Genomic DNA, 24675 nt, shown 5'->3' on the forward strand with positions numbered 1-24675 from the left:
CTGAACGTGGTCTGACGCGGGAAGAATGCAGAAACAACGGGGGCCGTAGCCCCCGGAAAAACTGTCAGAGAATAATACTGCCGAAGCCAAATCCGAAAAGTACCGACAGGAACACGCCGATGGTGCCCGGGATAAAGAACGGATGGTTGAAGACGAAGCGTCCGATGCGTGTGGTGCCGGTGTCATCCATCTGCACGGCTGCAACCAGCGTCGGGTATGTTGGCAGAATGAATAAACCGGAAACGGCAGCAAAAGAACCCACTGCGGTCAGTGGCGATACGCTCAGCGCCAGCGCCATCGGCAGCAGGGCTTTGGTGGTGGCAGCCTGTGAATACAACAGCGCAGAGCTGAAGAAGAAAATTACGGCCAGCAGCCACGGATGTGCCTGAATCAGGGTGCCTGCCGTTTCTTTGATCCAGCCGAGATTGGCCTGGACAAAAGTGTCGCCCAGCCAGGCTACACCGAGAATACAAATACAGGCGCTCATGCCGGATTTAAAGGTGCTGGAGGACAGAATTGAATCCGTATCGATACGGCACAGCAGGGTAATCAACGTCGCGACGCTGAGCATGATAATCAGAATGGCGCTGTTAGTGGTCATCACCGGTTGTGCGACCCAGCCCAGACTCGGGCTGTTGATCACCGCGTATCCGACCACACCAAAAACGCCGAGCAGGAACAACAACACGGAGAGTTTTGCGCCAGGTTTGATTTCCATGACCTTATCGCCACGCAGCTCAATCAGTCCTTCTTCATAACGTTTCAGGTAAACCGGATCGTTGGAAAGTTTGGAGTCAAAGCACCAGCTGACAATCAGTGACATCAGGATAACAGCGGCCAGCGTTGCCGGGATCATCACCATCAGCAGATGCAGATAACTGACGCCGTGGCCTTCCATGGTTGACGCCATATAAACAACGGCGGCAGAAATGGGGGATGCGGTAATCGCTATCTGCGCGGAAACGACGGCAGTCGAAAGCGGACGACAGGGTTTGATCCCCTGTTCTTTCGCCACTTCTGAAATCACGGGCAGGGCGGAAAGCGAGATGTTGCCGGTGCCGGCCATAATCGTCAGGAAATAAGTGACGATGGGCGCGAGGATCGTAATGTGCTTGGGGTTACGGCGCAGCAGCTTTTCAGTTTGCTGCACCAGATAATCCATTCCGCCCGCCACCTGCATGGCCGAGATAGCCGCGATTACTGCCATAATGATGGAGATGACATCAAAAGGGATGGTACCCGGTTTGACGCCAATCAGCGCCAGCACCAGCACGCCCAGTCCTCCGGCGAATCCGATGCCGATACCGCCCAGGCGCGCGCCGAGGAAAATCGCTGCCAGTACAATAATAAGTTCGATGATTAGCATGGTTGTCCGTCCATAATCCTGCTACTCCTTAAGGGATTGATAATTAATAAGGAATTGATAATTAATTGTTATGTAATTGTTGTATCGCAAAAAGTAAAAAGGCCCGTTATTCCGCAGAACAACGAGCCTTTAAAAGGTCAGTAATTTAATCTGTTACTGTTCATTTTCATCAGTATAGCGTTTCGCTTTGTAGGCCGGATGCTTCAGGTTCTCGATAGAGAAAATGTCGTCCAACTCGGCTTCAGTCAGCAATCCGCGCTCAAGAACCACTTCTCTGACACTCTTGCCGGTTTCCGCACAGATCTTCCCGACGATATCGCCATTGTGGTGGCCGATGAACGGGTTGAGATAGGTGACGATACCGATAGAGTTGAAGACGTAGAACTCGCACACTTCTTTATTGGCTGTAATGCCGTTGATGCATTTTTCCAGCAAGTTGTAGCAGGCGTTCGTCAGGATATGCACTGACTCAAACATCGCCTGACCAATCACCGGTTCCATCACGTTCAGCTGTAACTGACCTGCTTCGGCAGCCATGGTGACGCACACGTCGTTACCGATGACTTTGAAGCACACCTGGTTCACCACTTCCGGGATAACCGGGTTAACTTTGGCTGGCATGATAGAAGAACCGGCCTGCAATTCTGGCAGATTGATTTCGTTCAGGCCAGCGCGCGGGCCGGAAGAGAGCAGGCGCAGGTCGTTACAGATTTTAGAAAGTTTAACCGCCAGACGTTTCAGTGAACTGTGAACCATCACGTAGGCGCCGCAGTCAGACGTCGCTTCGATCAGGTCTTCTGCCGGTACACAAGCCAGATTGCTGACTTCAGCCAGTTTCTCTACTGCCAGCTGCTGATAACCTTCCGGTGTGTTCAGACGTGTACCGATCGCTGTCGCGCCGAGGTTCACTTCCAGCAGTAATTCGCCGGTGCGCATCAGGTTGCGGGTTTCTTCTTTGAGCAGCACGTTGAATGCGTGGAATTCCTGACCGAGGGTCATCGGAACCGCATCCTGCAACTGCGTGCGTCCCATTTTGATGATGTTTTCGAACTCTACCGCTTTACGCTCGAAACCGTCGCCCAGCTGAGAAATCGCATCAACCAGTTTCAGCAAAGAGGTGTACACGGCGATACGGAAACCTGTCGGGTAGGCATCATTGGTGGACTGGCATTTGTTCAGATGATCGTTTGGATTCAGGAACTGGTAATCGCCTTTCTGGTGTCCCATCAGTTCCAGACCGATGTTCGCCAGCACTTCATTCGTGTTCATATTTACCGAGGTTCCCGCACCGCCCTGATAGACGTCGATAGGGAACTGGTCCATGCATTTGCCTTTATCAAGCACTTCGTCGCACGCCTGAATAATGATGTCCGCAATATGACGTGGGATGGTACGCAGCTCTTTGTTGGCCAGAGCCGCCGCCTTTTTCACCATCACCATGCCACGAACAAACTCAGGGACATCGCTGATCTTGGTGTTGCTGATATAGAAGTTTTCAATCGCCCGCAGGGTGTGAATGCCGTAATAAGCTTCTGCCGGTACTTCGCGCGTGCCCAGCAGGTCTTCCTCGATACGAATGGTGTTTGACATGAGAACCTTCTCTTCGGTACTGAATGTGTTATGCGATGTTTAAAATTATGTTACTTACCGTGTTAAATATAAAACGATCAACCGTTGTTTAGGCAACGAAGGCGATCATATGCTGCTTCAGGCGAATTGCACGTACTAAGATCACTATCCTGCCCTATTACTGTGCATGTTTTTGGTATCTGTGAGAATTCTCACAATTCATTCAGCGGCTCAATTAAATCAGGTCTTACGCTTGAAATCACTGTGATGTAGCACCATCTCAGTGTAGTCAGCCTGCATTTCTTTGAAAGCAAAGATCCTGAGCAGGCACTTATTCCTGGTTTCGATTGCCTCTGTGACCGTATTTTACGACAGAGTTTTCGGAGCCTAATTACAAGGAGAATGCGGTGCGCTGGTTACCGTTATTACTGTTATTTCTGCTGGCCTACATCGAAATCACCTTATTTATCAAGGTGGCTGCGGTGGTCGGCGTTGCCACAACATTATTGCTGGTGGTGTTTACTTCCTGCGTAGGTGTTTCTCTGGTGAAGAATCAGGGCATGAAAACCTTTATGCAATTGCAGCAAAAGCTGGCGGTCGGGGAAAGCCCGGCTGCTGAGATGGTGAAAAGCGTTTCGCTGGTGATTGCCGGTTTCCTGTTGCTGGTACCGGGGTTCTTTACCGATTTCCTCGGTTTACTGCTGTTGTTACCGCCAATACAGAAACGCCTGACCTTAAAACTGATGCCGCACCTGAACATTGTCCGCTCTGGCGGCAACTGGGGGAGCAGCGCGCCGACAGGAAATACCTTTGACGGCGAGTTTCAGCGCACGGATGAAACGCAGGAACGTCTGGTTTCACCAAAAAAAGATGACGACACAGAGCACCGCGATCGCTAATCTCTGTGGCCTTGATTGTTAAAAGATTGTTGGGAAGCGCTGCGAAAGCCGATTTTTAGCGGTCAGAGCAGCGAAAGAAAAAGCGAAAATTTTTCTGTTCTTCCCCTTGAAGGGCAGGGTATCGCCCCCATTAAACTAACCACGAGGCCAGGCAGGTTTTGCCAGGCATTCAACCCTAAAAATAGATATGGACCCGCTCACAGGAGAGTTATCAATGAAAATTCGTCCATTGCATGACCGCGTTATCGTCAAGCGTAAAGAAGTAGAATCTAAATCCGCTGGCGGCATCGTTCTGACTGGCTCAGCTGCTGGTAAATCTACCCGTGGCGAAATCCTGGCTGTCGGCCATGGTCGCATTCTGGAAAACGGTGAAGTTAAAGCGCTGGACGTGAAAGTTGGCGACATCGTCATTTTCAACGACGGTTACGGCGTTAAAGCTGAGAAGATCGACAATGAAGAAGTGTTGATCATGTCTGAGAGCGACATTCTGGCAATCGTAGAAGCCTGATCGTCCCCCGATCCACTTTTTTCTGAACAGAACGAATTTAAGGGAAATTAACAATGGCAGCTAAAGAAGTAAAATTCGGTAACGACGCCCGTGTGAAAATGCTGCGTGGCGTAAACATCCTTGCTGATGCAGTAAAAGTGACCCTGGGCCCTAAAGGCCGCAACGTGGTTTTGGACAAATCTTTCGGCGCACCAACCATCACTAAAGACGGCGTGTCCGTTGCACGTGAAATCGAACTGGAAGACAAGTTCGAAAACATGGGCGCACAGATGGTGAAAGAAGTCGCGTCCAAAGCGAACGATGCAGCGGGTGACGGTACGACTACCGCAACCGTTCTGGCACAAGCCATCATCACTGAAGGCCTGAAAGCTGTTGCCGCCGGTATGAACCCGATGGATCTGAAACGCGGTATCGACAAAGCTGTCGTTCATGCGGTTGAAGAACTGAAAAAATTATCTGTCCCTTGCGCTGACTCTAAAGCTATCGCACAGGTTGGTACCATCTCTGCTAACTCCGACGAAACTGTCGGCAAACTGATCGCTGAAGCGATGGAAAAAGTAGGCAAAGAAGGCGTCATCACTGTTGAAGAAGGTACCGGCCTGCAAGACGAGCTGGACGTTGTTGAAGGTATGCAATTCGACCGCGGTTACCTGTCTCCATACTTCATCAACAAACCAGAAACCGGTTCTGTTGAACTTGAAAGCCCGTTCATTCTGCTGGCTGACAAGAAAATTTCTAACATCCGCGAAATGCTGCCAGTACTGGAAGCCGTTGCTAAAGCCGGTAAACCACTGCTGATCATTGCTGAAGACGTTGAAGGCGAAGCCCTGGCGACTCTGGTAGTGAACACCATGCGTGGCATCGTGAAAGTAGCTGCGGTTAAAGCACCGGGCTTCGGCGACCGTCGTAAAGCTATGCTGCAGGACATCGCAACTCTGACCGGCGGTACCGTTATCTCTGAAGAGATCGGTCTGGAACTGGAAAAAGCGACTCTGGAAGATATGGGTCAGGCGAAACGTGTTGTTATCAACAAAGACACCACCATCATCATCGATGGCGTTGGCGAAGAAGCAACAATCCAGGGCCGTGTTTCTCAGATCCGTCAGCAGATCGAAGAAGCGACTTCTGATTACGACCGCGAAAAACTGCAAGAGCGTGTGGCTAAACTGGCAGGCGGCGTAGCTGTTCTGAAAGTTGGCGCAGCGACTGAAGTTGAAATGAAAGAGAAGAAAGCTCGCGTTGAAGATGCCCTGCACGCAACCCGTGCTGCGGTAGAAGAAGGCGTAGTTGCTGGTGGTGGTGTTGCGCTGATCCGCGTTGCTCACACTCTGGCTAACCTGACCGGCGACAACGACGACCAGAACGTGGGTATCCGCGTTGCTCTGCGCGCAATGGAATCTCCACTGCGTCAGATCGTTGTGAACGCAGGTGAAGAAGCTTCTGTTATCGCCAACAAAGTGAAAGCGGGCGAAGGCAGCTTCGGCTACAACGCTTACACCGAAGAATACGGCGACATGATCGCAATGGGTATCCTGGATCCAACTAAAGTAACCCGTTCTGCTCTGCAGTACGCGTCTTCTGTAGCTGGCCTGATGATCACCACTGAGTGCATGATCACCGACCTGCCTAAAGACGATAAAGTCGATATGGGCGGCGCTGGCGGTATGGGTGGCATGGGCGGTATGGGCGGCATGATGTAATCATCATCCCCCTGCGTTCATCCGCAGGTACGCGAAATCAGCGGACATTTTTGTTCACTGACACAACGTACTGAAGAAACCCGGTCTGAAAAGGCCGGGTTTTTTTATTTGACCATTTTTTATCGGGTTCAGTAAGATAACTCTCATTGTCGTCGGCCATAAACGTGTAGACTCATTTTTGCGTGATTTTCGGATTGATTCCGATAGCGCAAACCTTGGGCATGCGTGGCAACGGATGCCTAAGAGAGCCAGGTGTTTTCTGATAGGCTTTATGTGATTACAAAAACAAATGGGGAAAGTGATGCGGATTAAAATGTTACTGGGCCTGTCAGCTATCGCGCTGCTTGCCGGGTGCAGTACCACTCATCAACTGGATGCAGCGGGCCAGCAGGTGAAATTCACGGATGACAAACCAGGCGCAAATTGTCAGCTGCTTGGCGAAGTCACCGGTGCCCAAAGCAACTGGTTCTCCGGTACCGGCGGTGACGGTAGCTCCATGCGTGGTGCAGCCAATGACCTGCGTAACAAAGCGGCAGCGATGGGCGGCAACACTATTTATGGTGCCAACAGCCCGTCCCAAAACTTCCTGTCCAGCTTTGCACCGGTTGACAGCAAAATGGTCGGCCAGGTTTATAAGTGCTCATAGTCGGGCTGTACGCCGTTTAATTGCGTGAATGCCAGATAGAATAAAGGGATGCCAGTGGCATCCCTTTTTGCGTTCCCCCTTCATATCTCAAGCCGCTGGTGCGTTGGCTACGTTCAGTCACCCGAATCATTTACCTGAGTAAGCTCATCGGGACTCCATCACTTGTCGCCTTCCCGCAACTTGATTTATTTTGGGGTAAGGTATGCGTGTTAAGACTGCTTCAGCCGCAGATCCAGAATGGTTTTACTCGGCTCGCCGCCAATCTCGCGGGTCAGCTTCGGTACCATATAACCAGACACCTTACTCATCAGCCCTTTCATGATGACGCGCGCTTCGTCGTCGTTGACCATGAAATGCGCCGCGCCCTGGACTTTATCCAGCACGTGGATGTAGTAAGGCAGAATACCGGCATCAAACAGCGCATTGCTCAGTGTCGCCAGCACATCAGCAGAATCATTCACGCCACGCAGCAGCACACTTTGGTTAAGCAGCGTCACGCCGTGGTGTTTCAGCTTCGCCATGCTGGCGCGCAGCGCATCATCAATTTCATTTGTGTGATTGATATGCGTCACCATCAGCACCTGAAGGCGTGATTTTTCAAGGCGCTGGCAGAAGGTATCCGTGATACGTGCAGGGATCACCACCGGCAGACGCGTATGAATACGCAAGCGTTTAATGTGTGCGATGCCTTCCAGTTCACCTATCAGCCAGTCGAGTTCGTGATCTTTCGCCATCAGCGGATCACCGCCGGAGAAAATAATTTCATCGAGTTCGGGGCGTGTGCGGATATAATCCAGCGCCTGAACCCAGTTGGCCTTATTTCCCTGGTTGTCCTGATACGGGAAATGACGACGGAAACAGTAGCGGCAATTCACCGCACATCCGCCTTTCACCAGTAACAGGGCACGATTGCTATACTTGTGCAACAGACCCGGAACAACGCTGCGTTGTTCATCAAGCGGGTCGGTGGTAAAGCCCGGCGCGGCGATAAATTCCTCGCGTGCGGTCAATACCTGAAGCAATAAAGGATCCTGTGGATCGCCCGGCTGCATACGTGCCACAAAGGCGCGTGGTACGCGAAGCGGGAACAAACGACGGGCTTCACGCCCACTTTGCAGTTCTGCATTGTCGTTAAGTGCCAGAAGAGTAAGCAGTTCATCCGGGTCAGTGATAACATCGCCGAGTTGATACAACCAATCTTCTCTAAATGGCGTGTTTAGGGTTACAATGTTTGCCATTTTTTTGGCTAATACCAGTTTAAAATTAGAGGGCCATCATGGCGACTTATTCTAGCAACGATTTCCGTCCGGGTCTTAAAATCATGTTCGAGGGCGAGCCTTACGCTATCGAATCCAGTGAATTCGTAAAACCAGGCAAAGGCCAGGCTTTCGCACGCGTTAAAATGCGTCGTCTGCTGACCGGTTCCCGTGTAGAAAAAACCTTCAAATCTACTGACTCATGCGAAGGCGCTGACGTTGTAGATACCAACATGAACTACCTGTACAACGATGGTGAGTTCTACCACTTCATGCACCCTGAGACTTTCGAACAGCATCAGGTTGAAGAGAAAACTGTTTCTGACGCCTCTAAATGGCTGCAGGACAACGCAGAATGTATCGTAACTCTCTGGGATGGTCGTCCTATCGCTGTTCAGCCACCGAACTTCATCGAAGCTGAAGTTGTTGATACTGATCCAGGTCTGAAAGGTGATACCGCAGGTACCGGCGGCAAGCCAGCAACCCTGAGCACCGGCGCTGTGGTTAAAGTGCCATTATTCGTGCAGATCGGCGAAATCGTCCGTTGTGACACCCGCTCTGGCGAATACGTTTCCCGCGTTAAATAAGTTCTCAACGCTTATTACGTCGGATGAAAGCTGCCGCAGGTGAAAGCCTGTTGCAGCTTTCCAGCCCCAACTTGTTGAATTGGATTGTGTTTACCATGTTGAAGAAGATGATGTTTATCGTAGTTTCAGTGATGTTGCTGGCTTCGTTATCCGGTTGCAACACGGTTCATGGTTTCGGTGAAGACATCCAGCACCTGGGTGGCGCGATTTCCAAAGCAGGCTGATCCCTTCAGCCTCATTTTTACCAACTTTCCTAAAAATCCTGCCTGTTTCCTTCTCTATCCAGAAAGTTAGCTACACTAAAAGTGTCGTACTTTACATTCTCTTATAGGAAGGAAATTTATATGCTGAAGAAAAGTATCCTCGCTATCTTATCTGTTCTTGTTCTGTCTTCTGCGTTGACTGCCTGCAATACCACGCGTGGCGTGGGTGAAGATGTGTCTGCGGGTGGGCAAGCAATCCAGAAAAGCGCGCAATAGCGGGTGAATCACCTGAAGTAAGCTGAAGTCTGCCTGCACATTGATGCAGGCAGTGTTGTTTCTGGCGTCCGGAAATGAGGTAAATTAAGGCTGTTTCACCCATACCAGTTTGCTGGTATCAAATCCGTATCGCTGCGCAGTTTGCAGAAGCTTCTGCTTCACGCTGTCATCCAGCGTCGGTGTGCGCGACAGGATCCACAAATAGCTTTTATCCGGCCCGCAGACCAGCGCGTAGCGGTAATCTTTATCCAGCTCAATGACGTTATAGCCGCCATAGAACGGGCCAAAGAATGACACCTTAAGCGCCGCCCTATCCGCAGAACCCGTGAAGTATCCTTTGCCCTCACTTTCCTGCCATTTGTTTTTCTGCGGATTAAACCCGCGGTTAATGACTTTCACACCGCCGTCGTCGCGCAGGCTGTAATTGGCCGTGACGCGTTCCAGACCGCTTTCAAAACTATGATCCAGTCTGGCGACTTCATACCAGGTGCCAAGATAGCGGCTGAGTTCGAAGTTATTAACGACGTTGACGTCTTTTGGTGGTGTGACGCTGCAGGCCACAGACATGAGAGCTGTGACGATGACGCCGAGTTTTGACCAGATACGCATAGAGTCTCCTTCCTTAGGTTGTTCTCTAAGTGTAGGTAACAAAAAGGAAAAGGAAAAACAAGTGGGGAAGAAATGAAAACAGCGGCCAGAGAGCCGGCCGCTGGAAAGTCAGATCTTAAGCGATCACAGACGGATCAGTACGATAAGAGTAACAATACTTAAGATCGTTGCCAGACCGTAGAATACCCATTTTCCGGCCGGAACGTGGATCTTCAGGTCATGCATAGCGTGATGGATCCGGTGCAGTCCGCACCAAAGCGGCAGCACGATCATCAGCAGCAGGAACAGGCGTCCGATCCAGCTTTGCGCGAACGCCAGCACGCGCGGATAACTCAGGGCGTCGCCGGGGAAGAAACCCAGGGGCAGCAGGAAGCACACCAGCAGAATCATCACTGGCGCGAAAATTGCGCTCCACATACCGCCTGCACCAAACAATCCCCAGAACACCGGCTCGTCTGAACGTTTAGGAAGAGTATTTTTCATGTCGCCTCCTTAAAGAAACAGTGCGATGACGAGAACAACCAGCGTCACGACAATGGTCACGCCCCAGAAACCCGCAATCACCGGCTCCGGCCCCATTTTTTTACCTTTCACCACTACGATCGAGGCTTTCGGTGCCAGTTCAAACCAGGTTTTGGTATGCAACAAAGCGGCAAGCAGGGCGATCAGATTAATCAGCATGACCACCGGATTTTGCAGAAAATGCATAAAACCCGCCCAGCTTTCCGGCCCGTTACGTAACGAGAAAACCCCTGCCAGCAGCAAAAGGCTAAACCACACAGCCGGAACCGCCGTGCCTTCGCGCAGCATATAAAAACGGTAGAACGGTAAGCTTTTCCACCAGCTGGCTTTCATCTCACGCACGTAGGGTTTACGTTTGCTGCCCGTACTTTGAGTCGTCATATTTTCCTCCCTCATTGCGGTCTCAGCCTCGCTATCATGAAGTCTTTTGAGCTTTCGACTTTGCCTTGCTGAATGGCGGCGGCAGGGTCTACGTGCTTCGGACAGACTTCGGAGCAATAACCCACAAACGTACAGCTCCAGACACCGTTCTGACCGTTTAACTGCGGCATACGTTGTGCTTTGCCGTGGTCACGGTTATCGAGGTTGTAGCGGTGCGCCAGAGTGATAGCAGCCGGGCCAATGAACTCCGGATTTAGACCGAATTGCGGGCAGGCGGCGTAACATAAACCACAGTTGATGCAGCCGGAGAACTGGTGATATTTCTCCATTTGCGCCGGGGTTTGTTTACCCGGGCCTTCCCCGACCGTGCGGGTGTTGCCGATGATATAAGGTTTGATGGCTTCCAGGCTTTCGATAAAGTGGGTCATATCGACCACCAGATCACGTTCTACCGGGAAGTTACCGAGTGCCTCGACCTGCATACCGTCCGGGTATTCCCGCAGGAACGTTTTGCACGCCAGCTTTGGCACACGGTTCACCATCATGCCGCACGAGCCGCAAATCGCCATACGACATGACCAGCGGTAGGAAAGGTCAGCGGCCAGATGGTCCTTGATGTAGCCCAGAGCATCGAGCAGAGACGTTGTTTCATCGAAAGGCACGTCATATACCACCGGATGCGGCGCGCTGTCCGTTTCCGGGTTATAGCGCATGATTTCAACCTTCAGGCTGCGCATTTTAGCCACGTGATTGCTCCTTATCTTTTTTATCGTGAGTCTCAGATTCCCCGCCGTACACACGTTTTGCCGGAGGCAGCGTGGTAATTTTCACGTCACCGTATTCCAGACGCGGGGCGGAATCCGGCTGATAAAATGCCAGGGTATGCTTGAGGAAATTCACGTCATCGCGTTCGGTACAACCTTCATCAAGACGCTGATGCGCGCCGCGTGATTCGCGACGGTGCAGGGCTGAGTGCGCCATACATTCAGCCACTTCAAGGCCATGACCCAGCTCGATGGTGTACAGCAGATCAGTATTAAAGACGCTGGAGGTATCCTGAATTTTCACCCGTTTGAAGCGTTCTTTCAGTTCGGCCAGCTTATCGACGGTTTTTTGCATCAGCTCAGTGGTGCGGTAAATCCCGCAGCCTTCTTCCATCGCCAGACCCATTTCGTCGCGGATGGCTGCCCAGCTTTCATCGCCCTCCTGCGCCATCAGAGCGGCAAGACGGTTTTCGATATCACACACCTGCGCGTCGAGCGCGGCGCTGTTCCCGGTATCTTTGGCTTCCACGGCACGCTCTGCCGCTTTTTCACCGGCCATACGCCCGAACACCACCAGCTCTGCCAGTGAGTTGGAACCGAGTCGGTTGGCGCCGTGCAGACCGACGGAAGAACATTCGCCGACCGCAAACAGGCCTTTGATACGGGTTTCACACTGCGCATCCGTTTCGATGCCGCCCATGGTGTAGTGCGCGGTAGGGCGAACCGGGATCGGATCGGTGATCGGATCGACGCCGACGTAGGCTTTAGCCAGCTCGCAGATAAATGGCAGACGTTCGCGCAGTTTTTTCTCGCCGAGATGACGTAAATCCAGATACACCACGTCGCCACGCGGCGTTTCGATGGTGCGTCCGGCGCGCCATTCATGCCAGAACGCCTGAGACACTTTGTCGCGCGGCCCCAGTTCCATGTATTTGTTTTTCGGCTCGCCGAGCGGGGTTTCCGGTCCCATGCCGTAATCTTGCAGATAACGGTAACCGTCTTTATTGACCAGAATACCGCCTTCACCACGACAGCCTTCCGTCATCAGAATGCCGGAACCCGGCAGGCCGGTCGGGTGATATTGCACGAATTCCATGTCGCGCAGCGGAATGCCGTGGCGGAACGCCATACCCATGCCGTCGCCGGTGACGATACCGCCGTTGGTGTTGTAGCGGTAAACGCGGCCAGCGCCGCCGGTGGCCATGACCACCGCGTTGGCACGGATTTGTACGCGTGTGCCTTCCATCATATTGATGGCGACGACGCCGCGTACCTGGCCTTCATCGACCAGAATATCGAGGACAAAATGTTCGTCGAAGCGTTTGATTTGCGGGTATTTCAGCGAGGTCTGGAACAGGGTGTGCAGCATGTGGAAGCCGGTTTTATCCGCCGCAAACCACGTACGTTCGATCTTCATTCCGCCGAAGCGGCGGACATTGACTGAACCATCATCCTTACGGCTCCACGGGCACCCCCACAGTTCCAGCTGGGCCATTTCAGTCGGGCATTGATGAACGAAGTGATCCACCACGTCCTGCTCACACAGCCAGTCGCCTCCGGAAACGGTATCCTGGAAGTGAAAATCGAAGCTGTCGTGATCTTGCGTCACAGCGGCAGAACCGCCTTCGGCCGCCACGGTGTGGCTGCGCATAGGGTACACTTTCGAAATCAACGCGATATTCAGGTTGGGATTGGCTTCCGCTGCGGCTATTGCTGCGCGTAAACCCGCCCCACCTGCACCTATAATTGCAATGTCGGCGTTAAAGGTTTGCACTGCATTCCTCCACTATCATCAATGAGATCGGGTTTGAAACACCCGCGAAAAGCTCTTCATAATCGAAGAGTTAGTGAACCCCGATGACACACAGGCGCTGTCCCGGTGGCTGGTATTCTTATTGTTTGTAAGGGAATTATGATACCAAAGGGGTAGAAGTGGTAATTTGATGTGAACGCGCATTTAGGCTTTCTGTGCTTTATGCATCTCAAAATGAGATATTTGTTTGCCTGCGGGGATGCAGGTAGACTGCATGACTTTTCTGAATTCGGAGTAAATCACCATGAGCGAAACAGCAAGCTGGCAACCCAGTGCTTCTGTCGCCAATTTGTTGAAGCGTGCGGCTATCCTCGCTGAGATTCGACGTTTCTTTGCCGATCGCGGCGTGCTGGAAGTTGAAACGCCGGCGATGAGCCAGGCTACGGTGACCGACATTCATCTGGTGCCGTTCGAGACACGTTTTGTCGGGCCGGGTGCGGCTGATGGCATGACGCTGTATCTGATGACCAGCCCGGAATACCACATGAAACGCTTGCTGGCTGCGGGCAGCGGGCCGATTTATCAGATGGGGCGCAGTTTCCGTAACGAAGAAGCCGGACGTCACCACAATCCCGAATTCACCATGCTCGAATGGTACCGTCCGCGTTATGACATGTACCGACTGATGAATGAAGTGGATGATTTACTCCAGCAGGTTCTCGATTGCGATACCGCTGAAACCCTGTCTTATCAGCAGGCGTTTACCCGCCACCTGAATGTTGATCCGTTATCCGCCGATAAAGCGGAATTGCGTGAAGCAGCGGCAAAACTGGATTTATCCAACATCGCCGATACTGAAGAAGATCGCGATACGCTGTTGCAGTTGCTGTTTACGATGGGTGTTGAACCGCACATCGGGCGCGACAAACCAACCTTCGTTTATCACTTCCCGGCGACTCAGGCCTCTCTGGCGGAAATCAGTACGGAAGATCACCGCGTCGCGGAGCGTTTCGAGGTGTATTACAAAGGCATTGAGCTGGCGAATGGTTTCCGTGAACTGACGGACAGCCGTGAGCAGCGTCAGCGTTTCGAGCAGGATAACCGCAAACGTGCGGCGCGCGGCCTGCCGCAGCATCCTGTCGATAACAATCTGCTGGATGCGTTAGAGCACGGTATGCCGGAATGTTCCGGTGTGGCGTTGGGCGTTGACCGCCTGATTATGATTGCGCTGGGCGCTTCCAGCCTGAGCGACGTGCTGGCCTTCCCGGTGACTCGCGCCTGATAGTGATTAAGCCCTGATCTCAGGTCGGGGCTTCCTTCCCAAACTCTTCCTGTTACGCCCCATCATTGTGCAATTAATCCAAAATCGCGCATTTACTGAAACAAAAGTACCCAAATGGCGCAACACTGATTTTAAAGTTTCAGTGTCAGGCGCAGTGCGCCACACCCCGTAAACAGGGCATTCCTCATGCTTTAACGGAAATTTTCCTCCGGCTGGCCTGATTTATGCATTACCGGATTATCATTCATCATCCGGAAAACCCGTTATGTCAGAATCCAACGACAAAGAACTTCTTTATGGACTGGAAGAACGCATTGCACCGGCACCGGCATTTTTTACCGCCATCCAGCACGTGCTGGCAAGCGTGGTGGGGATTATCACGCCGCCGCTGATTATCGGTTCAGTGCTGGGGCTGAATGCGTATTTACCCTATCTCATCAGCATGTCTTTGCTGGCGTCCGGCATCGGGACATTTATTCAGGCGCGCCGCTTTATGTCAGTCGGCGCGGGGATGATTTGTCTGCAGGGCACCAGCTTTGCGTTTCTGGGGGTGATCCTCTCCGGCGGTATGCTGGTAAAAAGCCGCGGTGGTTCGCCGGAAGACATCATGGCGATGATTTTTGGGGTGAACTTTGTGGCGGCATTTATCCCGCTGCTGGTCAGCCGGTTCATCGGCCAGATGCGCCGCGTGTTTACGCCGCTGGTGAGCGGCACCGTCATTGCGCTTATCGGTATCAGCCTGATTAAAGTCAGCATTACCGACTGGGCAGGTGGGCATGGCGCGGTGAATTTTGGCGCACCGGCTAATCTCGGGCTGGGGGCGCTGACGCTGCTGGTGATTGTCGCCTGTAACCGTATCGAGGTGCGCTGGCTGCGCCTGTCATCAATCGTTTTGGGCATTGTTGTCGGCTGTATCGCCGCTGCGCTGACCGGCCATCTGACGGTGAAACCTTTGCAGGGTGACTGGTTTGCATTGCCGCAACTGTTCCGTTTTGGTTTTAAGTTTGACTGGATTATTTTCGTACCCATCGCGCTGGTGTCGTTTATCAGCATTCTTGAAGCGGTGGGGGATCTGACGGCTAACTGCATGCTGTCACAGCAGCCGATTGAAGGGGAAAGCTTCCGTAAGCGTCTTAAAGGCGGCATTCTGGCCGATGGCATCAGCTGTCTAATCGCGGCGGCCTTCTCGTCATTTCCTAACACGACCTTTGCACAGAATAACGGCGTGATCCAGATGACCGGCGTCGCCAGCCGTTATGTCGGTATGTATATCGGCGCGGTATTATTAGTGCTCGGATTGTTCCCGTTCATCGGTGAAATCCTGCAGCAAATTCCTGCGCCAGTGCTGGGCGGTGCGACACTGGTGATGTTCGGCAGTGTGGTTGCGGCGGGGATCCGCATCATGACGCAGTCGCCGATCGGGCGTCGCGAAATGTTGATTATCGCTATCGCCTTTGGCATCGGTCTGGGCATTGAAGCGGTGCCGGATGTCCTTGGCCAGTTCCCGCCAATCGTCGGTAATATTTTCGGCCATGCGGTGACCAGTGGTGGCGTTCTCGCTATCCTGCTCAACTTACTGATGCCGGCAGAACGCAGCACAAGTGTTGCGGCACAGGAAGTTAAGGTTCACTGAAATCCCGCGCGTTGCGCCCCTGGATCAGCAGACAGGGCATAACTGAGCTGACTCACTTTTTGAATTTATTGTGACCTTAAAAAGGAAGTCAGATATGTCAGAACAACGCACGTGGATCAAAAATCCGCTGGCGGTTTTTACCGCCAATGAACTCGATGCCCGTGGCGGCATCGTCATTGAGGGGCAGAAAATTGCCGAAGTGCTGGCCTCTGGTCAGCATCCCTCACACCCGGTCGATCACATCTTTGATGCCTCAGAATCTGTACTGCTGCCGGGCCTCATCAATACACATCACCATTTCTATCAGACACTGACACGCGCCTGGGCGCCTGTGGTCAACGTGCCGTTATTCCCGTGGCTGAAAAAGCTTTATCCCGTGTGGGCTCGTTTAGGTCCGGAGGCGCTGGGGCTGGCAAGCCGCGTCGCGATGGCTGAGCTGCTGCTTTCCGGCTGCACCACCACCACCGACCACCATTATCTTTTCCCGCAGGGTATGGAAGAAGCCATTGATGTGCAGGTCGAGGTCGTTCGTGAACTGGGCATGCGTGCGTTGCTGACCCGTGGCTCGATGAGTCTTGGCGAAGAACAGGGCGGTCTGCCGCCGGAACAGACGGTGCAGTCGGGCGAGGTGATTTTGCAGGACAGCCAGCGTCTTATTGACCGCTATCACCAGCGCGGCGAGGGCGCATGGATGCAGATTGCGCTGGCGCCGTGCTCGCCGTTTTCGGTCACGACCGAGATTATGCGCGAGAGTGCAAGGCTGGCCCAGCACGAAGATGTCCGGCTGCATACGCATCTGGCGGAAACGCTGGACGAAGAACAGTTTTGCCTGAAAATGTTTGGCCTGCGTACAGTCGATTATCTGGAAAGCGTCGGCTGGCTGAGCGACCGCACGTGGCTGGCGCACGGTATTCATTTTAACGACGATGAGATCCGCCGTCTGGGTGCGGCGGGCACCGGTATCTGTCATTGCCCTGTGTCGAATATGCGGCTGGCGTCCGGCATGTGTCCGACACGTGATCTGGAAGCGGCAGGCGTGCCGATTGGTCTGGGCGTTGACGGCTCTGCGTCGAACGATGCCTCAAATCTGATGTATGAAGCGCGGCAGGCGTTGTATCTGCAACGTTTGAAATACGGTGCGGAATACGTCACGCCGGAAAGAGTGCTGGGTTGGGCGACGCGCGGTTCGGCGAAGCTTATCGGTCGCGATGATATCGGGCAGATTGCCGTGGGCAAACAGGCCGATCTGGCGCTGTTTAAACTCGATGAATTACGTTTCAGCGGCAGCCATGATCCGGTTGCCGCGCTATTACTGTGTGGCGCGGAAAAAGCCGATCGCGTGATGGTCGGCGGAAAATGGCGGGTCATTGACGGTGAAATTGTCGGCATGGATATCCGATCGCTGATAACTCACCATCGCAAAGCGGCGGCGGCGCTGATCGTCGGTCTCTAAACTGCGGGTATTAAAAAGGGCAGAGGAATCTGCCCTTTTGCTGTACTTGTTACTGCTGTACTTGTTACTGCTATAAATCGACTGCTATAAATCGCCCGGCGAACGCGAACTGTTTCCGCTGCGGCCACTGCCGCTGCTGCTGGTAAAGGTCGCGTTATTGCCATTTTGCGCACGATGCAGTGTTTCCATACGCACCTGGAATGGCGGGAACGGCAGTGTGATACCGTGTTCGCGGAATCCGGCCAGGATCAGCTGATGGATTTCATGACGAAGCGGCATACGGTGCGCCATTTCAGCGGCGTGCATACGCAGCTCGAAAATCTGAATACCTTGCTGTAAATCAACCAGATAGGCTTCCGGCGCTGGCATATCCAGCACCAGCGAGCAGCGGTGCGCCGCATTCAGCAGGATTTCCGTCACTTCTTCCGAATTGGCTTCTGACGGCGCAGGAACGGTGAGTACCACACGGGTGACGGAATCCGACAGCGACCAGTTGATGAACTGCTCGGTAATAAAGGCCTTGTTCGGCACGATAATCTCTTTGCGGTCCCAGTCAGCGATCGTGGTGGCGCGGGTGTTGATCTTGGTGATGCTGCCGGTCAGATTACGGATCGTCACGGTATCGCCGATACGGATTGGTTTTTCAAACAAGATAATCAGGCCCGAAATGAAGTTGGCGAAAATCTCCTGCAAACCAAAGCCCAGACCGACACCCAGTGCGGCGACCAGCCATTGCAGTTTTGCCCATTCGATGCCGATCAGCGAGAAGCCGGTCAGGCCACCAATCAGCAACAACACGTATTTGGTGACGGTCAGCACGGCGTAACCGGTACCCGGCGTCAGATCCAGATGTTGCAGCAAGGCCAGTTCAAGCAGTGCAGGCAAATTACGCACCAGCTGCGTGGTGATAATCAGCACCAGAATGGCGATCAGTACCGATCCCAGGGTGATCGGCTGCATACTTTCCACGCCCTGCACGGTAGAGGCAACCTGCCACAGATGGATATTTTCCAGGAACGAGAAGGCTGAATGGATCTCAGACCACAGGAAGATCACTGAGATCAGCGCGATCAGCGTCAGCAGCGAACGAACGAGGCGTAATGATTGCGCGGAGATCGCATCCAGATCGACCACCGGCTCTTCCACTTCTACCGTACCTTCGTTGCTGGTGTTGACGTGATTCGCATCCTCTTCACCACGGGCGCGCTGATTCAGCATTTCCGCACGGCGCTGTTTGGCGCGCTCGAAAGCAATACGACGTCGCTGGATCAGCATCCAGCGGCGGATAATGTGATAAATCACCAGCAGCACGAACCAGATGGCCACCGAGGTTTCCAGACGCGCCAGTAATGCCTGCGACGTCGCCAGATAACCCAGCAGTGAGGCCAGCGCCGCCACAATTGGCGCGCCCAGCAGCATCCACCACAGCGTTTTGTTGATGACGTTTTCGCTGTTGCCCTTTTTATCGTGATATAGCGGAATACCGGCTCGTTTCAGGCTGTGAGTGACCAGCGCAACCACCAGACACAGAATGACAAAGCACAACCGCCCGAGCGTATTGGAGAATTCGCGGTCATTGAGATTATCGAAAGTAATCAGCGCCATAATCAGCGGCACCATGACCCAGATCGACAGCGCGTAATAGCGCAGTGCGCGTGAAACGGCACGCTGCGGCCAGCCGAAGTGCGCGACAAACAGCCCCTGAGGATGTGCCAGTGCTGCGCTGACCATAAACGCCCACAGAATCGGCAGCGTAGCGGTCACGCCATCACCAATCGCCACCGCAATAGGATACGGCCAGGCACTTTGCAGCCCGAAGCCCAGCGCGGCCCACAAGACCGGCAGCGGCATCGCCACCAGAATTGACCAGAATACGGTGCGCATCGTCAGCGAGAACTGATCCTGCGTAACTTTACCGACCCGGCTGCTGGCACGTTCAAGGAATGCATAGTAATGCTTGCGGGAGCTGATGCTGATAATCACCAGGATCAGCGCACCAAACAGCGGCAACAGCGTTTCTTTGCTGGTGACCATCATCATGAAAGCGCCGCCGAGCTGGGTCAGTGAATCCAGTGACACCAGACGTTTCAGGTCATGCGCCACCTGCACCGGATAAGAAATCCCGATGGCGCTGACGTCCGCCACCCAGAACAGATAGCGGTGGGCGGCCTCATGTACATCATTCAGCGCTTCGACCAGCTGACTGTTGGCCACTTTCAGCTTGGTCAGTTCAAGAATTTGGGTATCGCAGCCTGAAAGCAGGGAATTGAGCAAATCACGCTGAGTCCGCAACTGGGCATCAAGGATTTTCTGCTGCGCGGCGGTCAGCGGCTTGCCGTCGTCCTGCCGTGCCTGACGATAAATCGGCTGCTTATCGAGTAAATCTTCATAGTGCAGACGCTGAACGCGTAGCTGGCCCATGTCGCGGTCAAGCTGTTGCGGTTTTGGCATTTCCGGCAGACGGGAGACCTGCGCCCGCAGCGTTTCCCCCAGAAGATTGGATGCACCGAGCCATTGCGCCTGTTCGCGAATGGTATTGATCGCCTGACGCACCTGCTGTGTCTGAGCGGCAGCCTGACGTTGCTGGGAAGATATCAGATCCATCCGCTGCGCCTGCTGATTCAGTGCCAGCGACAACTCACGGTTGGACTGCAATTGCTGACTGATAGAATGCGGCAGTTCGCCACTTTGCTCGGCCAGCAACTCGGTTTTTTCCAGCGCCTGTTCGGCTTCACGCTGGCGCTGATTATTCAGCGTATTGTGTAAAGCCTGTAATTGCTGATCCAGATAATCGGCGCGCTTTTTGTAGAGATCGGTGCGCATTCTCGACAATTCCTGCCGGTTATTGGCAGAAAGCTGAGCCAGCTCCAGTTCATCGACTTTGGCTTTGCGCGCGGCAGATTCCGCCTGCAATGCACTCAGCTGCGCCTGCGCCAGCGGGGACGATGTGGCTGCCGCCGTTGCCGCCTGCATCCGCTGCTCAATGTCACCAAGCGCATTGCGGGCCTCAGATTGCTGTTGCGGGATCAGACTCAGTGAATCGCTGATGTCCCGTGAGCGATCCTGCTCCTGACGTAACTGGCGGGTTTCTTCCAGCTGCTGGCTGCTGACTTGCAGAATTTGCTGCTCGAGCTGAGCAGTAGGAATGCTGCCATCAACCGCTGGCGGTTTATCCGGCTGATTTTGTAATTCCTGACGCAGTGCCTGCGTCAGTTTTGGGAAGTCATCAATGACCTTCTGGTATTGCTCGGTGCGACCGGCTGAAACACTGGCTTCATTCAGCCAGTTGAGCGCGCTTTGCAGCGCCTCAACCACCTGTGTCTGATTGGCCATTTCTTTGTTGGCTTCCGCCTGTTTCAGTTCCTGTTTGAGCTGATCTTCAGTCGGCGCTGCACCCGCCATCAATGGCAGGGACAGCAGTAAACTCATCAGCAAGGCGGGGATCAGGCGCACTCGGTCACATCCTTTTCTTCAGTTCTTTATGTCAGTTCAGTCTGAACTCAGTAGTCTTTAGGCGCTTGTGGTTCAGCCGTTGCCACACCTGCTGGTGTTTCTGTTTTGACAGGGACTTCGGTAACTACAGGCTCAGCAACTACAGGTTTTGTAACTACAGTTTCTGCAACGACTGGCTCCGCGACGATCGGTTCTGCTACAACCGGTTCCGCCGTTGCAGTTGCTGGTGTACGCAGAGCTTCGGCGAACGGTTCGCCCATGCGGGTCACGGTGCCATTTTTCAAATTTGGCATGAAACGGGTCTGATTTGCTGCAAACAGGTTGATCACGGTGGAACCCAGTTTGAAGCGGCCCATTTCCTGACCTTTTTCCAGTGCGATTGCGCCTTCTTCGCCTGCAGCCGGATAGGTCCAGCGCTTGATAATGCCTTCGCGCGGCGGTGTGACACAGCCAGCCCAGACGGTTTCAATACTGCCGACAATCGTCGCGCCAACCAGAATCTGCACCATCGGACCGAATTCAGTATCAAAGACGCAGATGACGCGCTCGTTACGGGCGAACAGATTCGGCACGTTGGCGGCAGTCAGCGGATTCACGGAGAACAAATCGCCCGGCACATAAATCATTTCGCGCAGCACGCCGTCGCACGGCATATGCACGCGGTGATAATCGCGCGGTGCCAGATAGATAGTCGCGAACTGACCGTCTCTGAACTGCTCTGCCAGCAGATAGTTACCCGCCAGCAGCGCTTCTAAACTGTAAAAATGGCCTTTGGCCTGGAACAGTTTGCCATCGGTAATTGCGCCTAACTGACTGACTGCACCGTCGGCTGGCAGGCAAAGCATATCCAGACCGCTGACCACCGGCCGTGCGCCATCGCGCAGCGGGCGGACGAAGAATTCGTTGAATGTCGCGTAAGATTTCAGATCCGGATTTTGTGCTTCTTTCATGTCGACGTTATAAAAACGCGCAAAGGCTTTAATCACCCAATGGGTCAGCGTGGCGGCACGTTTATCTGCGCCCCAGCCTGCAAGACGGGTCAGTCCTTGTTTAGGAAGTAAGTATTGAAGTTTGATTTTGATACTGTCCAGCACGGGGAAAACCTCTTGGATGGTATGAATGACCGGTGTTACCGGCCATTTTGCAGGAAACTCTGAATCCTGTTCAGAGTCACGCAGTGTTGTATGGCGGAGGATTGTAACGGGGTGAAATCAACGGTTCAACTTCCGTTAACTTCACCCGTTTGCCATTAACATGTTAATTCAATTAATTAGCATTAAAGCGCGTCAAAGTTTTTACGCGTTTTTACGTCTTCCATACTTTCCAGAATACGGTGGTAGTTGTCGAAACGTTCTTCGGCAATTTCGCCACGGTCTACGGCGTCACGGATTGCACAGCCCGGATCGCTGCCGTGTTTACAGTCGCGGAATTTGCAGTAGCCGAGGAAAGGACGGAATTCGACAAAGCCCTGGGTGATCTGCTCTGGCGCAAGGTGCCACAAACCAAATTCACGCACGCCCGGGGAATCGATAACGTCGCCGCCATGCTGGAAGTGATACAGACGCGCTGCAGTGGTGGTGTGCTGGCCAAGACCTGAGTTATCAGACACTTCGTTCACCAGAATTTGTTTTTCATCCGGTGGCAGAAGGGCATTCAGCAGGCTTGATTTACCTACACCCGACTGACCCGCGAAAATACTGATGCGATCGGTCAGCGCCGTTTCAAACGCTGGCATGCCTTCGCCGGTCTGGCTCGACACTTCAAGTACGCGATAATTGATATTGCGGTAGATATCCATCATGCCCTGAACGAATTTACGGCCTTCGTCATCAAGCAGATCGATTTTGTTGAGCACAATCAGCGGCTCAACTTCCACGGTTTCGCACGCAACCAGATAACGGTCGATGATATTAAGCGACAGCTCCGGCAGAATGGCAGAGACAATCACAATCTGGTTAATGTTCGCGGCGATGGGTTTTACGCCATCATAGAAATCAGGGCGTGTCAGAACGGATGTGCGTTCGTGTACCGCCTCGACGATGCCTTTCACACTGGTGTTTTCCCCGGCGCGCCATACAACGCGGTCACCGGTGACCAGAGAACGGATGGTACGGCGGATATTGCAACGGTGCTGGCTGCCGTCGGCCGCTTCAACGTCCGCATGCATCCCGAAACGGCTGATGACAACACCGTCCTGCGGTTCGCCATGCAGAGAATCGTCCAGCTCTTTCCGTTTGTCGGTCTGTGTCAGACGACGCTGATGGTTAGTCTGAACGCGACGTTGTTGCCCTTTAGACAGTTTTGACTTAGTCACTGCGCCTCACTTAACTGGCTTTAATCGCTCGGTGCGACCAAAACGACTATGATACCAGCTATTTTATATTAAATGCCCGAATGACGGAGATCTCCGTCAACTCTCTACTTTGTAACAGGACACATCATGGCTGCAAATGACTCGAACTTAATTTGGATCGACCTGGAAATGACCGGTCTGGATCCTGAACGTGACCGCATTATTGAGATTGCCACGCTGGTGACCGACGCGCATCTGAACATTCTGGCCGAAGGGCCGGTGATGGCAGTGCATCAGTCTGACGCTCAGCTGGCGCTGATGGACGACTGGAATGTGCGCACGCACACCGGCAGCGGTCTGGTGGAACGTGTGAAAGCCAGCCCGTTTGATGACAATGCGGCGCAGCAAAAAACCATCGAGTTTCTACGCGAGTGGGTTCCGGCGGGTAAATCGCCGATTTGTGGTAACAGCGTCGGGCAGGACAGACGCTTCCTGTTTAAGTACATGCCGGAGCTGGAAGCCTATTTCCATTACCGCTATCTGGACGTCAGCACGCTCAAAGAACTGGCGCGTCGCTGGAAACCGGAAGTGCTGGGCGGCTTTAAGAAGCAGAATACCCATCAGGCGCTGGACGATATTCGTGAATCCGTGGCTGAGTTAGCGTATTACCGCGAACACTTTATTAATCTTTAATCTCCGTCATCCTTCTGGCTGCTGATGCGTTGGCTGCACTCTCTCACCCGAATCACTGACCATGTCAGCCCATCGGGATGAACGAGTTTGCCGCCTTCCTGCAACCGGAATGATTCAGGAGAAATATTTTAAAAATCTTTAAAAAGGTCTGTGGAACACGAATTCACCGTGTTTCGCTGATTAATTCATCATTTTGATGTTTTAATCGGCACTTGAGCGAAAAATTCATTTTTTTGCTTTCAGGGGCTTGCGGCTAAAAGGATTTCTCGTATAATGCGCACCCCGTACCGATGAAGAATTTCGTTGAGTGCGCAGAGCGGGAATAGCTCAGTTGGTAGAGCACGACCTTGCCAAGGTCGGGGTCGCGAGTTCGAGTCTCGTTTCCCGCTCCAAATTTCTAAGTGGTTAGATTTAAAGATTAAGACGTAAAAAATGCAGTGCCATGCGACGCGGGAATAGCTCAGTTGGTAGAGCACGACCTTGCCAAGGTCGGGGTCGCGAGTTCGAGTCTCGTTTCCCGCTCCAAAATTTCAAAGTCTGTACATTTTTAACAGTACAGCAGATGCCAGACATCTCAATGCGGGAATAGCTCAGTTGGTAGAGCACGACCTTGCCAAGGTCGGGGTCGCGAGTTCGAGTCTCGTTTCCCGCTCCAATTTTCTTCTTCAGTACAAAATCATTTCTTTATGCCTTTCTGGTGCATGTTTCGTGCGCAAATGAAACAATCATTACACGGTTTGTATTATTTTTTTAAACAGACTTATCCACAGTTTTAGTTGTTTTTTTGCACTGTCTGTTTTTTGTGCCCGCCATATTGCCAAAATATAAC

At 53.0% G+C, this 24675-nt stretch carries 22 protein-coding genes and 3 tRNA genes; 14 read left to right on the forward strand and 11 right to left on the reverse strand.

Translation table 11 applies throughout. The features are described from left to right. Window positions 1–64: 64 nt before the first annotated feature. Together ACJY2G_RS04630 and aspA are read right to left on the reverse strand one after the other, a co-directional pair. Complete coding sequence (locus ACJY2G_RS04630; RefSeq protein ID WP_120162438.1) at window positions 65–1366, reverse strand: anaerobic C4-dicarboxylate transporter; 1302 nt, start codon at window positions 1364–1366, stop codon at window positions 65–67. A gap of 153 nt (window positions 1367–1519) precedes the next feature. Further along, on the reverse strand, window positions 1520–2956 hold the full coding sequence (aspA, locus tag ACJY2G_RS04635) for an aspartate ammonia-lyase (protein ID WP_112289751.1): 1437 nt from the start codon (window positions 2954–2956) through the stop codon (window positions 1520–1522). Between the two features lie 386 nt (window positions 2957–3342). Between aspA and ACJY2G_RS04640 the strand changes: the two genes are divergently transcribed. From ACJY2G_RS04640 to ACJY2G_RS04655, 4 genes are all read left to right on the forward strand, one after another. Then, on the forward strand, window positions 3343–3834 hold the full coding sequence (locus ACJY2G_RS04640; protein ID WP_014333639.1) for an FxsA family protein: 492 nt from the start codon (window positions 3343–3345) through the stop codon (window positions 3832–3834). A gap of 214 nt (window positions 3835–4048) precedes the next feature. After that, window positions 4049–4342 carry a co-chaperone GroES gene (locus ACJY2G_RS04645; RefSeq protein ID WP_009636718.1) on the forward strand — a complete coding sequence of 98 codons (294 nt, stop codon included), beginning with the start codon at window positions 4049–4051 and terminating at the stop codon, window positions 4340–4342. Window positions 4343–4395: 53 nt separating this feature from the next. Next, the gene (gene groL, locus ACJY2G_RS04650) at window positions 4396–6042 is read left to right on the forward strand and encodes a chaperonin GroEL (RefSeq protein ID WP_112289754.1); all 1647 of its coding nucleotides are present in this window, start codon (window positions 4396–4398) and stop codon (window positions 6040–6042) included. Between the two features lie 301 nt (window positions 6043–6343). Then, the gene (locus ACJY2G_RS04655; RefSeq protein ID WP_112289755.1) at window positions 6344–6688 is read left to right on the forward strand and encodes a DUF4156 domain-containing protein; all 345 of its coding nucleotides are present in this window, start codon (window positions 6344–6346) and stop codon (window positions 6686–6688) included. A gap of 209 nt (window positions 6689–6897) precedes the next feature. On the opposite strand, the gene epmB is transcribed toward ACJY2G_RS04655, so the two are convergent. Then, window positions 6898–7926, reverse strand: coding sequence for an EF-P beta-lysylation protein EpmB (gene epmB / locus ACJY2G_RS04660; RefSeq protein WP_430320069.1), 1029 nt, complete (start codon window positions 7924–7926; stop codon window positions 6898–6900). 38 nt (window positions 7927–7964) lie between these two features. Between epmB and efp the strand changes: the two genes are divergently transcribed. From efp to ACJY2G_RS04675, 3 genes are all read left to right on the forward strand, one after another. Continuing rightward, window positions 7965–8531, forward strand: a complete 567-nt coding sequence (efp, locus tag ACJY2G_RS04665; protein WP_013573742.1) for an elongation factor P — start codon at window positions 7965–7967, stop codon at window positions 8529–8531. 95 nt (window positions 8532–8626) lie between these two features. Next, on the forward strand, window positions 8627–8755 hold the full coding sequence (locus ACJY2G_RS04670; RefSeq protein ID WP_013573743.1) for an entericidin A/B family lipoprotein: 129 nt from the start codon (window positions 8627–8629) through the stop codon (window positions 8753–8755). Window positions 8756–8875: 120 nt separating this feature from the next. Next, complete coding sequence (locus tag ACJY2G_RS04675) at window positions 8876–9010, forward strand: entericidin A/B family lipoprotein (protein ID WP_014333643.1); 135 nt, start codon at window positions 8876–8878, stop codon at window positions 9008–9010. Window positions 9011–9094: 84 nt separating this feature from the next. Here the strand turns inward: ACJY2G_RS04675 and blc are convergent, their stop codons facing one another. From blc to frdA, 5 genes are all read right to left on the reverse strand, one after another. After that, window positions 9095–9619, reverse strand: a complete 525-nt coding sequence (gene blc, locus ACJY2G_RS04680) for an outer membrane lipoprotein Blc (RefSeq protein WP_112289761.1) — start codon at window positions 9617–9619, stop codon at window positions 9095–9097. 123 nt (window positions 9620–9742) lie between these two features. Beyond that, a complete protein-coding gene (frdD, locus tag ACJY2G_RS04685) occupies window positions 9743–10102 on the reverse strand; it encodes a fumarate reductase subunit FrdD (protein ID WP_095923716.1) in 360 nt (119 codons plus the stop codon). Between the two features lie 9 nt (window positions 10103–10111). Beyond that, window positions 10112–10522 carry a fumarate reductase subunit FrdC gene (frdC, locus tag ACJY2G_RS04690; RefSeq protein WP_430320068.1) on the reverse strand — a complete coding sequence of 137 codons (411 nt, stop codon included), beginning with the start codon at window positions 10520–10522 and terminating at the stop codon, window positions 10112–10114. Window positions 10523–10533: 11 nt separating this feature from the next. Then, the gene (locus ACJY2G_RS04695) at window positions 10534–11259 is read right to left on the reverse strand and encodes a succinate dehydrogenase/fumarate reductase iron-sulfur subunit (RefSeq protein WP_238484726.1); all 726 of its coding nucleotides are present in this window, start codon (window positions 11257–11259) and stop codon (window positions 10534–10536) included. A gap of 1 nt (window position 11260) precedes the next feature. Continuing rightward, window positions 11261–13060 (reverse strand): fumarate reductase (quinol) flavoprotein subunit, encoded by a 1800-nt coding sequence (gene frdA, locus ACJY2G_RS04700; RefSeq protein WP_430320067.1) that lies wholly within the window; start codon window positions 13058–13060, stop codon window positions 11261–11263. Between the two features lie 283 nt (window positions 13061–13343). Here frdA and epmA point away from each other — a divergent pair, with 283 nt between their 5' ends. From epmA to ACJY2G_RS04715, 3 genes are all read left to right on the forward strand, one after another. Then, complete coding sequence (gene epmA, locus ACJY2G_RS04705) at window positions 13344–14321, forward strand: elongation factor P--(R)-beta-lysine ligase (protein WP_430320066.1); 978 nt, start codon at window positions 13344–13346, stop codon at window positions 14319–14321. 265 nt (window positions 14322–14586) lie between these two features. Further along, on the forward strand, window positions 14587–15954 hold the full coding sequence (locus ACJY2G_RS04710) for a uracil-xanthine permease family protein (protein ID WP_430320065.1): 1368 nt from the start codon (window positions 14587–14589) through the stop codon (window positions 15952–15954). 94 nt (window positions 15955–16048) lie between these two features. Continuing rightward, complete coding sequence (locus ACJY2G_RS04715; RefSeq protein ID WP_430320064.1) at window positions 16049–17407, forward strand: 8-oxoguanine deaminase; 1359 nt, start codon at window positions 16049–16051, stop codon at window positions 17405–17407. Window positions 17408–17491: 84 nt separating this feature from the next. On the opposite strand, the gene mscM is transcribed toward ACJY2G_RS04715, so the two are convergent. From mscM to rsgA, 3 genes are all read right to left on the reverse strand, one after another. Then, entirely contained in the window at window positions 17492–20860 is a 3369-nt protein-coding gene (mscM, locus tag ACJY2G_RS04720; protein ID WP_439291411.1) for a miniconductance mechanosensitive channel MscM, read from the reverse strand. A gap of 47 nt (window positions 20861–20907) precedes the next feature. Next, window positions 20908–21954, reverse strand: coding sequence for an archaetidylserine decarboxylase (asd, locus tag ACJY2G_RS04725; protein WP_430320063.1), 1047 nt, complete (start codon window positions 21952–21954; stop codon window positions 20908–20910). Between the two features lie 182 nt (window positions 21955–22136). Continuing rightward, complete coding sequence (gene rsgA, locus ACJY2G_RS04730; protein ID WP_112289774.1) at window positions 22137–23174, reverse strand: small ribosomal subunit biogenesis GTPase RsgA; 1038 nt, start codon at window positions 23172–23174, stop codon at window positions 22137–22139. Window positions 23175–23300: 126 nt separating this feature from the next. Between rsgA and orn the strand changes: the two genes are divergently transcribed. The 4 genes from orn (at window position 23301) to ACJY2G_RS04750 (ending at window position 24501) form a co-directional block, all read left to right on the forward strand. Next, on the forward strand, window positions 23301–23846 hold the full coding sequence (gene orn / locus ACJY2G_RS04735; protein WP_120162429.1) for an oligoribonuclease: 546 nt from the start codon (window positions 23301–23303) through the stop codon (window positions 23844–23846). A gap of 316 nt (window positions 23847–24162) precedes the next feature. Continuing rightward, window positions 24163–24238: transfer RNA gene (locus ACJY2G_RS04740), tRNA-Gly, on the forward strand. Window positions 24239–24295: 57 nt separating this feature from the next. After that, window positions 24296–24371 (forward strand) — tRNA-Gly (locus ACJY2G_RS04745). 54 nt (window positions 24372–24425) lie between these two features. Next, a tRNA-Gly gene (locus tag ACJY2G_RS04750) sits at window positions 24426–24501 on the forward strand. The last annotated feature ends 174 nt before the right edge of the window (window positions 24502–24675 follow it).

This window comes from Rahnella sp. ATs2 (genome assembly GCF_051851855.1).
In the GTDB taxonomy this organism is placed as follows: Bacteria; Pseudomonadota; Gammaproteobacteria; order Enterobacterales; family Enterobacteriaceae; genus Rahnella; species Rahnella variigena.